12 protein-coding genes are annotated in these 13,733 nt (G+C 36.6%); 11 read left to right on the top strand and 1 reads right to left on the bottom strand.

The window, feature by feature from the left end:
* Nucleotides 1-255 precede the first annotated feature (255 nt).
* The 3 genes from BMG01_RS09045 to BMG01_RS09035 all read left to right on the top strand — a co-directional run bounded on the left by BMG01_RS09045 (nt 256) and on the right by BMG01_RS09035 (nt 2,788).
* Nucleotides 256-1,377: an alpha/beta fold hydrolase gene (locus BMG01_RS09045; protein ID WP_004915355.1), complete on the top strand. Its 1,122-nt coding sequence runs from the start codon at nt 256-258 to the stop codon at nt 1,375-1,377.
* A gap of 236 nt (nt 1,378-1,613) precedes the next feature.
* The gene (locus tag BMG01_RS09040) at nt 1,614-1,958 is read left to right on the top strand and encodes a PadR family transcriptional regulator (protein ID WP_004915356.1); all 345 of its coding nucleotides are present in this window, start codon (nt 1,614-1,616) and stop codon (nt 1,956-1,958) included.
* Nucleotides 1,955-2,788, top strand: a complete 834-nt coding sequence (locus tag BMG01_RS09035) for a hypothetical protein (protein ID WP_004915358.1) — start codon at nt 1,955-1,957, stop codon at nt 2,786-2,788. Before BMG01_RS09040 ends, BMG01_RS09035 begins: the two co-directional genes overlap by 4 nt.
* 349 nt (nt 2,789-3,137) lie before the next feature.
* Here the strand turns inward: BMG01_RS09035 and BMG01_RS09030 are convergent, their stop codons facing one another.
* Entirely contained in the window at nt 3,138-4,076 is a 939-nt protein-coding gene (locus BMG01_RS09030) for a sugar-binding transcriptional regulator (protein WP_004915361.1), read from the bottom strand.
* Between the two features lie 263 nt (nt 4,077-4,339).
* On the opposite strand from BMG01_RS09030, the gene BMG01_RS09025 reads away from it, so the two are divergent.
* From BMG01_RS09025 to BMG01_RS08990, 8 genes are all read left to right on the top strand, one after another.
* Nucleotides 4,340-5,491 (top strand): NADP-dependent malic enzyme, encoded by a 1,152-nt coding sequence (locus BMG01_RS09025; RefSeq protein WP_004915364.1) that lies wholly within the window; start codon nt 4,340-4,342, stop codon nt 5,489-5,491.
* A 9-nt stretch (nt 5,492-5,500) separates the two neighbouring features.
* Nucleotides 5,501-6,562 carry a [citrate (pro-3S)-lyase] ligase gene (citC, locus tag BMG01_RS09020; protein ID WP_036067196.1) on the top strand — a complete coding sequence of 354 codons (1,062 nt, stop codon included), beginning with the start codon at nt 5,501-5,503 and terminating at the stop codon, nt 6,560-6,562.
* Nucleotides 6,552-6,845 (top strand): citrate lyase acyl carrier protein, encoded by a 294-nt coding sequence (gene citD / locus BMG01_RS09015; RefSeq protein WP_004915369.1) that lies wholly within the window; start codon nt 6,552-6,554, stop codon nt 6,843-6,845. Before citC ends, citD begins: the two co-directional genes overlap by 11 nt.
* Complete coding sequence (citE, locus tag BMG01_RS09010; RefSeq protein WP_004915372.1) at nt 6,845-7,759, top strand: citrate (pro-3S)-lyase subunit beta; 915 nt, start codon at nt 6,845-6,847, stop codon at nt 7,757-7,759. Before citD ends, citE begins: the two co-directional genes overlap by 1 nt.
* Nucleotides 7,749-9,287, top strand: a complete 1,539-nt coding sequence (gene citF, locus BMG01_RS09005; RefSeq protein ID WP_004915374.1) for a citrate lyase subunit alpha — start codon at nt 7,749-7,751, stop codon at nt 9,285-9,287. The genes citE and citF overlap by 11 nt, the downstream gene beginning before the upstream one ends.
* 79 nt (nt 9,288-9,366) lie before the next feature.
* Entirely contained in the window at nt 9,367-10,770 is a 1,404-nt protein-coding gene (citG, locus tag BMG01_RS09000) for a triphosphoribosyl-dephospho-CoA synthase CitG (protein ID WP_004915378.1), read from the top strand.
* A complete protein-coding gene (locus BMG01_RS08995) occupies nt 10,767-11,564 on the top strand; it encodes an alpha/beta fold hydrolase (protein ID WP_004915380.1) in 798 nt (265 codons plus the stop codon). Before citG ends, BMG01_RS08995 begins: the two co-directional genes overlap by 4 nt.
* Nucleotides 11,565-11,668: 104 nt before the next feature.
* Nucleotides 11,669-12,994 (top strand): 2-hydroxycarboxylate transporter family protein, encoded by a 1,326-nt coding sequence (locus tag BMG01_RS08990; protein WP_004915382.1) that lies wholly within the window; start codon nt 11,669-11,671, stop codon nt 12,992-12,994.
* Nucleotides 12,995-13,733 lie beyond the last annotated feature (739 nt).

Below are 13,733 nucleotides of genomic sequence, written 5' to 3'. Positions count from 1 at the left end.
TCCAAGCTACAACTGATACTACTCAATATCAGTGGCCAGCATAATCGATACAGCATGTGGTTGGCGATTGCAGTGATTGTCAGGGCGGCAGTCTTTTAAAGTAGTTAAACTACAGGGGGATCAAACCAATACCAGTTGACCAAAGCCAATGACAATTAGAGACTATCATACGGTGTTCAATTAGTGAAGAGAAAACAGTCATAAAAATAAAAAATAATGTAAGTCTTTAAACTTACTATACGAGGAGGATACAATATGTATCAGAATTATCATACAGACGAACAATTCAATTTTCAAATCAACCGCTTCATTGAACCTTTTTATGAAAATGAAACGGTTCAGGCTGACGTCTATGCTGCTGCAAAGCAAATTACCGATGTTAAAAGCTGGATTTCGGTTTGGATGGCATTAGGACAGAAAGCTGAAAATGCAAAACAGTATGCACTATCATCTGCTTACTACCAACTTGCAGATTTTTTTGTTGGTGAAGATGATCCAATCAAAGCGCAAACCTACTCATTGTTTAAGTCAAATTATTATCAATCCATTGACAAATCTCAAATTCAATTTGATCAAATACCTTATCAAAATGGTAAAATACCAGTTGCAATTGTCCGTCAGGTGGGTGCTACAAACACTTTGATTTTTCATGGCGGGTTTGATTCTTACTTAGAAGAATTAATTCGCTTGGTATTGGCTCATTGTGTTGGTGTGTTAAAAACATATAATTTCGTATTATTTGAAGGACCTGGTCAAGGAATGGCGCTGAAATATGGTTTACCAATGACTTACCAATGGGAGCTTCCTGTTAAGGCTGTTTTTGATTATTATAACATTGAGGAAGCTGACTTGATGGGGATGTCCTTAGGTGGTTATCTGTCAATGCGGGCCGCTGCGTTTGAACCTAGAATTAAAAAAGTGATTGCCTTTGATGTCTATTATAGTATGATGGATTCTTTGACAATGAAATTACCTGATAAGGCAGTGAATGCAGTCCATAAAATCAACAATCCAGTGATTGCAGCCCTAGTTAATCGTAAAATCATGGCGGCAACCCAAAACGATGTGGATATGGCCTTTAAAATTCAAAAAGGCAATGAAGTGATGCATACAAAAAAGCCATCGGATTTAATCAAAGCTATTTCAAAGTTTACAATGGCTGGTATTGAGGACAAGATTACACAAGATGTCTTATTATTAGCTGGTGATCATGATATGTATGTGCCAACAGCAACAGTTGATGACGTAGCTAAGTCATTAATCAACGCCCAATCCGTCACCACCTATTTATTTGATCAGGCAAGTGGTGGGGAGAGGCACTGTCAAGTCGGCAATAAACAAATTGCGTTTGATAAAATCATTCATTTTCTAGCGTGATCTTAGTTGAATGAGTCAATAATAATTTAGTAAAATTCAATTTAAAAGGTAAGGTGATGCAGCAAAGTCACCTTACCTTTTTGGCAATATTGGTACGTAATCGTATTGTTGTGTATAGGCAGATTTAATCTGATATTGTCGTTAATTTATTTATTATTACTATTTTGCTTTACAAACTAGTGATTTGTGTTACACTACTAGTATGCAATACATAATAGAGGAGAAGGGGTGATCACTTGCCGCAAAATGATATTTCCAGTCAAATGCTTAAAGGTATTCTGCAAGGTTGTTTGTTGATTCTAATTAATCAGCGACCTTATTATGGTTATGCAATCAGTCAAGAACTTTCAAGATATGGATTTGCTGATGTGCCAAAGGGCACAATCTATCCATTATTGATGAGTATGGAAAAAAAAGGTCTGATTATAGGTAAAATGCAACCGTCAAAAGATGGGCCACAACGCAAATATTACCATATAACGGCCACTGGTAAACAAGCCCGGCAAATATTTCTAAATAAATGGGATACGTTGTCACTCAATGTCAATGATTTAATCAATGAAAGAAGGAATGATTCATGAACAACGATAATTTGATTAATGGAAACAATCAGTTACGAGCAAAATTAAATTCAGCAAACAAACAATACTATGAGGATTTGCTAACCTATATCCGTGGCAAATCAACGTTTAATAGAGAAAGAGATGTAGAGCAACTCCTGTTAGACATGCTGCACGACTTAATTGACGCTCAAAGTAATGGACAATCTGCCGAAAACTATTTTGGTAAAAATCCACAAGCCTTGGCTGATGAAATATTGCAAACATTACCCAAATCTTTTTTTGAAACTTTCAAACTAGCTTGCTATATCTTGTTTGGTTATGTTCTCTTCTTTACCATTCCCAGCATGGCAGTACCTTCAGCAAAATTGGACCTTGGTAATTTAATGATAACTGGCTTACTTGGTTTCATTTGGTCTCTAGGCGTTTTATGGTTGATAGGGCAAGAAACATATCAAAAAAGTAAATTCAAAAAATATACTAGTTACACTGCTTATGCTTTGATTTTTGTTGGCCTGATCATAGGAAGTGTTTTCCTGAAAACACCACTTTCTTTGAGTTTACCGGGTTGGTGGGGTATTGGTACAATCCTAATTTTATTTGTTATCACAACAATCATTTTCCTAGTTGAGCGTAAACGGATGCCTTTTTTAATTACTATTTATGGTTTGATTGTACTTGATACGCTACTGGGTATTGGTAGCCGAATTCCGGGTTTTGCTGATTTGTTAACACAACCGATTTCTAAATCGACCGCATTATGGGTTATATTAATTGGCATACCAATCGTCGCATTTGTATTTGGCTTTGGAACTTACCGTTATCTCATGAAAAATGATGCTACGAACTAACATTAAGTAGCAGCTGATGCTTCAAAAAATTATTTTTTTAAGCAATTTAACTTCTTTTTTATTTATAATTTGTTAGTAATTTAGTGACGATTTGTAATTAGCAGATAGCACATTAAAAGCAATCTTCTTTGTTTCTTAAACATTAAAGATTGCTTTTTTGATGCCAATTAAAGGACTTTCATGAGAATGTAGAAATGACAGTTGTCAACTATACCACAAAAAAGCAAACGTTAATCCAAGACATTGTTCAGCCTACTTAGCTATAACAACTAAGCGCATTGCCATCGAAATATAACACCGGCGCGAAGTTTTAATCATGAATCATAGCATTTGAGTTTGCAATTTGGATTTAGGATGTTTCATTCAAAATTTTATACGCCATACCTTCCGTCATGATGACGTCGGTAATTAATTTGCCTTTGATTGCACCAATAACTGGCTTATATTTTGATTTTCCTCTCACCAAGCAAATTCTTTTTGGGACCTTCAATATTTGGTCAATGCTAAGACCCAACACTTTATCGGCTTCAAGATTTAAAAAACGACCATTAATATCGTAAGGGCGACCATAAATCAAGCCAGCAATTTCTTGAGTATTAACAGTAGAAAAAATTGCATTCAAATTTTGCTTCCAAATTGGAATAGAATCAAGCGATAATATTGTGCCAACACCGGTAATCAACGCATCCATATTATCGGCGACCGCAATGGTATTTTGTAAAGAAGGCTCTGAGTACAAACCATTTCGAACACTGTCGTTTAAAATGTACAACGGTGCTGGTAAGGTTAAAAATTCACCAGAAACTTTTTTTGCGGCTCTTTCAACCATTCTCATTGAGCCGGCGGTTGAATTATACTTCATGTTTTCTCCCAAAAACTGTGTGAATTTAACACGCTCAAGCGGTCTGTTTTTTAAACTATCAATCATGGTGTAGATGGTTTCGCCCCATGTTAAACCAACAATTTTATTATTATCTTGTAGAACCTCATCAACGTAGGTAGCGGCAAAATTAGCAAGGTGCTCGGATGTTGTTATATTGTTAATGTCATCTTGAACCACATAAAAATTGATGTCTTTGAACTTGTCGCACAAAATATGCTCAATCTGCGGATTACGATTAGAATTTTCAGTGATTTCGATCTTAACAATTCCAACTTTAACCGCTTCATTGAGGTATTTATTAACTAAATAACGACTAATATTGTATTTTTTTGAAATATCACCGAACGGCAATTTGTTTAAATAATAATCCTCAGCAATTTGGGAAAGTATTGTTCTTTCGAGCATGACGAATGCCTCCATTTGTTATCTTTACAAATTGTACAAATAATTTATAAAAATATCAAATTATTTCAAAAAAAATAAATGATTTTAAAAATATTAATTTAAAAAAACTAAAATGATTTTAAATATTTAAAAATAAAAAATTTAAACAAAATTTATTTCAAATATTTTAAAAAAACAGTTGACTTTTTAGAATGACAACCATAGAATGAGTTTGTTATCAGTTATGCGTTTTGTAATAACTGAAAAAGAAAAAGGAGTAATTTATGGTAAATATGGATGAAGTGCTTTCAATTCATCAAGCACATACGGGTGTACTCGATATTGAATCTTGTTTTGATATCACTACACCAACTGATTTAAGTGAAGCATACACACCAGGCGTTGCTGGACTAGCGAAACTCATTGCTAAAGATACGTCAAAAAAACGTGATTACACAATGAGTGGAAAACTAATTCCGGTTATTACAGATGGATCTGCTGTTCTTGGTTTAGGCAATATTGGACCAGCTGCTGGTTTGCCAATTGTGGAAGGTAAAGCATTAATCTACAAAAATTTTGCAAATGTTGATGCTTTACCCATGGCGTTGAATCAAATGAGTGTTGATCAATTCGTTGATACAGTTAAAGCTATTGCACCATCTTTTGCTGGTATTCATTTGGAAGACATTTCGGCACCTAAGGTGTTCGAAATTGAACGACGCTTAAGCAATGAACTTGACATACCGGTTTATCACGATGATCAGACAGGAACTGCAATTGTTGTATTAGCGGGTATTATTAATGCAGCAAAAGTTGTTGGTAAAAATGTTCATGATTTGAAAATTGTTGTTAACGGTATTGGTGCTGCAGGTGTAGCCACGACAAAAATTTTGATTGCGGCTGGTATCTCTAATATTACATTAGTAGACATTAACGGCGTTATTAATTTGGGCGACGCAAATTCAAACAGTTACCAGCAAGAGCTTGTACGTGAGGTTACTCAAGTAGATGGCAAAACATTAGACGATGTTATTGCAAATCAAGATGTATTTATTGGTTTGTCAGATGCCAATGTTTTGAGCGGAAAGCAAGTAGCTCGAATGAACGAGAATCCTATCATTTTTGCATTAGCAAATCCTGTACCAGAAATTTCACCTGATGATGCTAAACAAGCTGGTGCAGCAGTTATTGCTACTGGTTCGTCACAATGGCCAAATCAAGTCAACAATGTACTTGTATTCCCTGGTTTGTTTAAAGGTTTGCTAGAAAGTGGCATTAAACACGTTGACATGGCACTTCAACTTAATGTTGCACATGCTTTGGCAAATATGATTAGTGAGCCAGATGCCACCCATATTGTACCAGCTGTCTTTGATGATGACGTTGTGAACTCGGTAGAAACAGCTGTAGTTGATTATGCTAAACAGCACGCTTAAAACGATATGATGTCAAATGAAATTACAACAATAGATTTAAAGGATAAGTCAGTGCGACGTGATTGGCAAAATTTTTTAATGGCTTGTGGCATCAAAAATTTTGATGATAGTGAGTTAAATCCTTTAGATATCACAATCGCGGTGTATGAAAACGAGGAAATTATTGGGACTGGTTCAATTGCTGGAGATGTGATTAAGTACGTTGCAGTGCAAGAAACAACAATGTCGGGTCACAGTACACTCTTTAATCAACTCATGACAAAACTAGAAAACTTTATGGCCGTTGAGGGACGTTTTCATCAATTTGTTTTCACCAAACCAATTTACCAAAAAAGTTTTGAATACATTGGCTTCAAAACGTTGGCTGAGTGTAAACAAGGAATTTTGCTGGAAAAAGGATTACCAGATATTAAGGAATACTTGTCAACAATTCCGCGTCCCAAAACACCTATTGATAAAGTAGCCAGTGTTGTTATAAATGCCAATCCATTTACAAACGGTCATCGTTTCCTAATTGAAGAGGCATCCCGAGATAATGAACTTGTCTATGTGTTTGTATTAAATCAAGAAGCTTCGTTATTTCATACCGATGAGCGTATTGCGCTCGTCAAGGCAGGTGTTCAAGACCTATCCAATGTCATTGTGGTTAATGGTGGTGCCTATATCATTAGTTATCTGACGTTTCCTGCGTATTTTCTAAAACATAACGATTCTGCCATTGATTATCAAACATCAATAGATGTCAGATTGTTTAAATATAAAATTGCTTCAGTTTTAGGTATAACTAGTCGATATGTTGGCAGTGAACCGTTATCACACACCACTAACTTGTACAATCAAAAGTTAATTTCTGAATTAAATCCGCAAATTGAAGTTCATGTCATTCAGAGAAAACTAGCGGCGGGTGATCTGGGTGTTATATCGGCACGCACCGTCCGTGAAGCAATTGATAAAGGAGATGAAACAGTATGGCAAAAAATGGTGCCTGAAACGACACAGCATTTTATTTCAAATAACTTACTAGAATTGCAACAACGTATTAGAAAGGGACAAAAGATTAATGGAAATTAAAAAAACAGCCATTGCGGGAACATTAGAATCTTCCGATGTTCAAATCATGTTAAGCAAAGGGACAGTTGGAGTGGAATTTGATTTGGTTTCTGATGTGGCAAAACAATTTGCCGATGATATTAAATTAACAATTAAAGAAACATTGGGATTGTATGGCATAGAAAATGCTGTGGTGAAAGTTGTTGATAAAGGGGCATTGGACATGGTTATCAAGGCACGTACCCTTACGGCGATTCAAAGAGCTTTAGATGCTGTTGATCAACCAAATTGGGAGGTTTTGTAATGAATAACGATCGATTACGTCGCACAATGATGTTTGTTCCTGGTAATAACCCAGCTATGGTTAAGGATGCAGGAATTTTTGGAGCTGACTCTATCATGTTTGATTTGGAAGATGCAGTTTCTTTGGCTGAGAAAGATTCAGCACGTTATCTGGTTTATGAAGCGCTTCAAACAGTAGACTATGGTTCTTCAGAATTAGTCGTGCGTATCAATGGACTAGATACACCGTTTTATAAAAATGATATTAAAGCAATGGTGAAAGCTGGTATTGACGTTATTAGATTACCTAAAGTTGAAACGGCAGCGATGATGCATGAATTGGAAAGTCTAATCACCGACGCGGAAAAAGAGTTTGGTCGTCCAGTTGGCACAACACATATGATGGCAGCTATTGAATCGGCGCTTGGTGTCGTTAATGCGATTGAAATTGCTAATGCTAATGCTTCTGACCGTATGATTGGTATCGCTTTATCAGCCGAAGACTATACAACTGATATGAAAACACATCGTTATCCTGATGGCCAAGAACTCTTGTATGCACGGAATGTTATCTTACATGCTGCACGTGCCGCCGGTATCGCAGCATTTGACACTGTGTTTACCAATTTGAATGATGAAGAAGGATTTTATCGAGAAACTCAGTTAATTCATCAATTGGGATTTGACGGTAAATCATTGATTAACCCCCGCCAAATTGAGATGGTCAATAAAGTTTATGCGCCAACAGAAAAAGAAATTAACAATGCGCAAAATGTTATTGCTGCTATTGAAGAAGCCAAACAAAAGGGTTCTGGTGTGATATCAATGAACGGGCAGATGGTTGATAGACCAGTTGTCTTGCGTGCACAACGTGTGATGAAACTAGCTAACGCCAATCACTTAGTAGATTCGGAGGGAAATTACATTGAAAAATAAAGTAAATATCGACGTTCCTGATGCTATTTTGGAACAATTAGATGATAGTGTGTTTGAAAGCACAAATTATGGCAATCCTGAGATTCAAAGAGTTGGTCCTAAGGTGCGAGCAACTACTGGAGAAAGTAAAGTTCAAAGTTCAATTGATGATGTCTTGTCAAATACTTTAAAAGATGGCATGACAATTTCATTTCATCATCACTTTCGAGAAGGTGACTTTGTCTTTAACAAAGTCATGAGAAAAATTATTGACATGGACTATCAAAATCTTACGTTAGCGCCTTCTTCTTTAACAAATGTTATGAATGATATTGTGATTGAAGCAATTAAAAAGGGTGTTGTCACTAATATCACTTCTTCTGGTATGCGTGGCACACTTGGTGATGCGGTATCACATGGTATTCTCAAAAATCCAGTTATCTTCCGCTCTCACGGCGCACGTGCACGTGCAATTGAATCAGGTGAAATCAAAATTGATGTTGCATTTTTAGGTGTACCTAATTCAGACGAAATGGGTAATGCTAACGGCATGAATGGTGACGCTGCTTTTGGGTCACTAGGGTATGCACTGATTGATGCGCAGTATGCGGACAAACTAGTTTTGATTACAGACACGATTATGCCTTACCCTAACACACCTGCTTCAATTAAGCAGACTCAGGTTGACTATGTCGTTAAGGTAGATAAAGTAGGTGATCCCGACAAAATTGGATCAGGTGCGACAAGATTTACAAAAGATCCAAAGGAATTAAAGATAGCAAAAACGGTTAATGACGTTATTGTTAATTCTAAGTATTTCAAGAATGATTTCTCATTTCAAACAGGATCAGGTGGCGCGGCACTTGCTGTAACTAGATTCTTGAGAGAGGCAATGGTGGCCCAAAACATCAAGGCTTCATTTGCATTGGGCGGTATCACTAAGCCTACTGTTGATCTTTTAAATGAAGGCCTAGTTAATCGTGTAATGGACGTACAAGACTTTGATAAGGGTGCCGCAAGCTCTATGAAGCTAAGTCCTAATCAGCAAGAAATTGATGCTTCTTGGTATGCCGATCCTGCTAACAAAGGCGCAATGGTTGATAAATTAGATGTTGCTATTTTGTCGGCCTTAGAAGTTGATACTAACTTTAATGTCAATGTCATGTCAGGTTCTGATGGCGTTATCCGAGGTGCAATTGGTGGACATCAAGACGCTGCAACTGCCAAATTGACTATTATTTCTGCACCCTTAGTTCGAGGCAGAATTGCGACGATTGTCCCTAAAGTTAATACTGTTATCACCCCCGGAGATTCAATTGATGTTGTGGTCACAGAGGTTGGTATTGCGATTAATCCTAAAAGAACAGATTTGGTAGAACAGCTAAAGCAAGTGCCAGGATTGCCAATTTACAGTATTGAAGAGTTGCAACAAAAGGCTGAAAAAATTGTTGGCCAACCAGCACCCCTCAAATTTACAGATCGTGTAGTAGCTGTGGCAGAATATCGTGATGGTTCAGTCATTGATGTTATCAAAGAAGTAGCAGATTAAGTGATCGCGTATTTTATTGGCTAAAAGCGAATCATATTTGATTCGCGTACATAGCAAATAAAAGCAGAAGGAAAAACGAATGGACTATTTTGAAGGTGGAGAGCGCATTAACTTAATGCAAGTTCTTGATAATAGAGAATGGCGCGAGAAATACCAAAAACAGTTAATGGCAAGTTTCCCAACAGCTGTCATCACTAGTGTCAAGCTTAACTTGCCCGGACCTATCAAAACGTCACCAAAATTACAGTCAGTATTCCAAAACATAATTAATGACTTGAACCCAGTTTTCAAAGATCTTCAAATTATTAAAGAAGCATCATTTGTAGATCAAATCACTGGTCCTGAAATATTTTTTGTCACGAGCGGTTGTTTGAAACTAGTTAAGAAAATCATGATTACTTTTGAGGAAAGCCACCCACTGGGCCGTTTGCTGGATTTAGATGTCATGTGTCAAAATGCTGATAAACAATTATCTCGCGAAGAACTTGGATTTACTCCAAGAAAGTGTTTGTTGTGTGGAAAAGATGCCAAAACTTGCATAAAAGAAGGTAATCATTCTCTTGCAGAGGGATACAGTCAGATTAATAAGATGCTTCATAATTTTGAAAAATCAAAAATGATTGTGCCACAAATGACTCAAAGTCAAGTTGTTAATGCAGCACTTACTGGCATGCTTTATGAAGTATCGTTAGCCCCGAAACCGGGCCTTGTAGATCCAATCAGTAATGGCGCGCACAAAGATATGACGGTTTTTACATTCATAGATAGCTCATTGGCATTACAACCTTATTTAAATGAAGCATATCGTATTGGTAATCAATTTAAAGGGACAGATTTACCTAGGATGTTTTCATTATTAAGGAATGCTGGCATAAGGGCTGAAAAGGATATGTTTGCAGCGACGAATGGTGTCAATACCCATAAAGGTGCTGTATTCTCGTTAGGAATTATGGTAACGGCAGTTGCGTATGCAACACAGAAAAGTATTACTAACTTACTGACGATTCAAAAAGTAATTAGTGACATGACTCAAGATCTCGTAAAAAACGATTTAGTTAAAAACAACTTACGCAATAGCCAAAATCGACAAACAGCAGGAGAACGTCAATTCATTAAATATAAAATTCCGGGTGTTCGTGGTGAGGCTGAAAAAGGCTTTCCAATCGTGATGAATCTTGCGTTGCCATTTCTCTGTGAGCAACAGGGTAACTTTAATCAACGACTATTAAACACGTTGATGAAGATTGCGGGTAATATTGATGATACTAATCTAATCAAAAGGGCCGGTAATGCTACGATTTCAAAAGACATGCAGCACTGGTCAATGACGTTTTTCCAAATTGGTGGTAGTTACACACCAGAGGGGCTAAAGTTTCTCAATGATTTAGATCAAATGTTTATTAAACGAAACCTTAGCATGGGCGGTGCGGCAGATAACTTAATTTTAACCATATTCTTAGCAAGATTGGTGGGATCTTTATGAGTATGAGCTACATTGTGACAAACGATCACGTCAGACTCGCTTACAGTGATGTTGGAGATGGTCCAACCATGATATTTTTACCGGGCTACTCTGATATCAAAGAGACGTGGTATTTTCAATCTAAATACTTTTCCGAAAATGGGTACCGTATTATTTGTTTGGACTGGAGAAGCCATGGGTGTTCAGCGCATACAGCCAAAAATATGAAAATCATGCGTTTAGCTGCCGATTTACACGAACTGATTACAACCTTAAAGTTAGAAAATGTCATTTTGATTGGTCATTCAATGGGTGCTAGTGTGATTTGGGCGTATGTGACAATATTTGGACAAACGAATGTTAGCAAAATAATTACAGTCGACGAATCACCAAAACTAATTAATGATGTCGGTTGGCAAGCAGGCATAAAAAACCTTAATTGGGATAATTTTATTGAATTGGCACCGTTAATTTTGCAGCAACCATTGACTGAACAGCAGATGCCAGCAACATTGAAAAATATTCGTAATAGATTTAAAACAGATCATCCATTTGATGCTGATTTGGGATACGGACTACTATTAGATCATATGAAACAGGATTGGCGGACAACCGTTATTAACATAACAGTTCCTCAATTATTTGTTGTCGGTGACAAATCACCATTATGGGCAGGTGATTATAGTAATTATTGTGAAAAAAAGAACAATATCAATATTTTTAAAACTTTAATTAAAAATACAGGGCACTTTCCGCAAATCGAAGACGCAGGTCGCTTCAACAGTGAAATAGATTTTTTTCTTAAAAATACTTAAATGATTAAAAGTATTGTGTCTATTTTTTTGACAATTTTTAACATTTTATGTGAATAAAATAACAAACGAAAGAAGTTAATAATAACAAATGAAAGAAGTTAATCATGATAAACGAAAAAGAAACAAACGGCAATAAGTCAAAGCTCAAAAGTGCTTTAGGTGCTGTGGACAAAATTAAAATTAGTGGGATTGGATTGGTTGCTTATATTGTAATGGCTATTCTTTTGATTGTAGCCATTAGTACGCATAAGTTACCCAATACAATGATTGGGGCCATTCTAGCTTTGGTTATTATGGGACATGTATTCTATTATATTGGGGCTCATTTACCAATTTTTAGATCTTATTTGGGTGGTGGTTCAGTCTTTACAATATTAGTGATGGCTGTGTTGGTTTATCTCAATATAGTTCCTAGTGATACTGTCAAAACAGCATCAGGATTTATCAACGGCATGGATTTTCTTGGCCTGTACATTGTGTCCCTTATAGGATCATCAATTTTTAAAATGAATCGTAAAATGCTACTCAGTGCAGCGGTACGATTTTTACCAGTAGCATTTTTGTCAATGGCAGTTACTTTCTTCGGAGTGGGCTTAGTTGGTATGTTGATTGGGGTTGGATTTAGTCACGCAGTATTGTATACAAGTTTGCCTATTATGGCCGGCGGAGTTGGCGCTGGTATTGTACCACTTTCAGGTATTTATGCTCACGCCTTTGGTAGCTCTGCCGCAGTTATTTTGTCAAAATTATTCCCCGCCGTTATTTTAGGTAATTTACTGGCTATTATTAGTGCCGGCCTTGTTTCTAAACTGTTCTTACACAGCAAGTCAAATGGGCACGGTGTGTTACTGAAGACTGAAAATGCTGATGCGCAAGTCGTAGCAGATCCCAAACCAGACTACACTCAAATAGGTGTTGGCTTGATCATATCCGTTTCTTTCTTTGTATTTGGCACACTCTTGAGTGCACTATTTCCATCAATCAATGCATACGCTTTCATCATTTTGTCAATTGTATTAACAAAAGCTTTGGGCTTGTTGCCTGAGTATTATGAACAGTCTGTGATTATGTCCGGACAGGTGATTACTAAGAACATGACACATGCCTTGTTGGCAGGAGTGGGAATGTCGTTAGTTAATATCAAACTTCTATTGAGTGCATTATCATGGCAGTTTGTGGTACTTTGCTTAACGAGTATTATTGTGATTTCATTGGCAAGTTATTTCCTCGGTAAATTGTTTGGCTTATATCCAGTCGAGTCGGTCATTACTGCTGGTTTAGCTAATAATAGTATGGGCGGTACTGGAAATGTGGCTGTTTTGGCTGCTTCTGATAGGTTGAATTTGATTGCTTTTGCTCAAATGGGAAACCGTATTGGTGGTGCGCTAGTTCTGGTTATAGCTGGCATACTTGTGTCGTTTATGCATTAAAAGTTTTGACAGCTGCAAAGGAAAAAAACACAGCGTTTCAATTAATCCAATAGGCTCAAAACAGATGGTTATTCTGCTTTGAGACCTATTGTTTTTTATATTTAATTAAGAAAATGAAGCCAATCATAACTTGCTATTTTGAACTATTCTCCTTTATCAATACGATTTGTGCTTAAATCGTTTAGTCTGCTTGAAGCGTGCGGTGTAAAAGTGAAACGACTTGTAAGCATAAAACACGCTATGGAGGGTAATTGCATTTCAATCATTAATGTGATAGATCAAAAAAAGTATTTTTGAGCATGGATATTGTTAACAATAAAAATAAAGGAGACCACTGTCGTGTAGTCATCATATGGTAGATTGTAAAATTAAACCGAACACTTGAATAAAAAAGCCGCAGCGCCTTTAATTGCTCTTATACTAAAAAACTTACTAACATTAAAGGTGAAGATTATTCTCGACGGAGATGATCTTCACCTTTTTTAGATTTATTCTAAAATTGGTAGTGAAACTTAGGTCGTTGGTCCTTTTGACACCAGATGTCGTAGAAAAAAATGGCCATTTCACTGGCTTTACCACACAATTTGATCTTAGTAAGTTAGGCGCTAGACGTCAAGTATAGAAAATTAAATGGTCGTGAGGTTTCAGTGGTTGTTTAAAATATTTTTTAAGGAGGTGCTATTATGCACTATGTTATTGGTATTGATGTCCCTAAAGCTACTAGTCAAGTTGCGGTGGC

The organism is Leuconostoc sp. BM2, assembly GCF_002095565.1.
Classification (GTDB): domain Bacteria; phylum Bacillota; class Bacilli; order Lactobacillales; family Lactobacillaceae; genus Leuconostoc; species Leuconostoc falkenbergense.
Note: the sequence above shows the minus strand (reverse complement) of the source record. Positions and strands in the feature narration are given on the sequence as shown.

Bases quoted from the DNA above. Each gene is read 5' to 3' on its own strand.
- BMG01_RS09030 (WP_004915361.1), bottom strand. From the start codon at position 4,076: ATGCTCGAAAGAACAATACTTTCCCAAATTGCTGAGGATTATTATTTA.
- citE (WP_004915372.1), top strand. From the start codon at position 6,845: ATGAATAACGATCGATTACGTCGCACAATGATGTTTGTTCCTGGTAAT.
- BMG01_RS08995 (WP_004915380.1), top strand. From the start codon at position 10,767: ATGAGTATGAGCTACATTGTGACAAACGATCACGTCAGACTCGCTTAC.
- citD (WP_004915369.1), top strand. From the start codon at position 6,552: ATGGAAATTAAAAAAACAGCCATTGCGGGAACATTAGAATCTTCCGAT.
- citG (WP_004915378.1), top strand. From the start codon at position 9,367: ATGGACTATTTTGAAGGTGGAGAGCGCATTAACTTAATGCAAGTTCTT.
- BMG01_RS09035 (WP_004915358.1), top strand. From the start codon at position 1,955: ATGAACAACGATAATTTGATTAATGGAAACAATCAGTTACGAGCAAAA.
- citC (WP_036067196.1), top strand. From the start codon at position 5,501: ATGTCAAATGAAATTACAACAATAGATTTAAAGGATAAGTCAGTGCGA.
- BMG01_RS09025 (WP_004915364.1), top strand. From the start codon at position 4,340: ATGGTAAATATGGATGAAGTGCTTTCAATTCATCAAGCACATACGGGT.
- BMG01_RS09045 (WP_004915355.1), top strand. From the start codon at position 256: ATGTATCAGAATTATCATACAGACGAACAATTCAATTTTCAAATCAAC.
- BMG01_RS08990 (WP_004915382.1), top strand. From the start codon at position 11,669: ATGATAAACGAAAAAGAAACAAACGGCAATAAGTCAAAGCTCAAAAGT.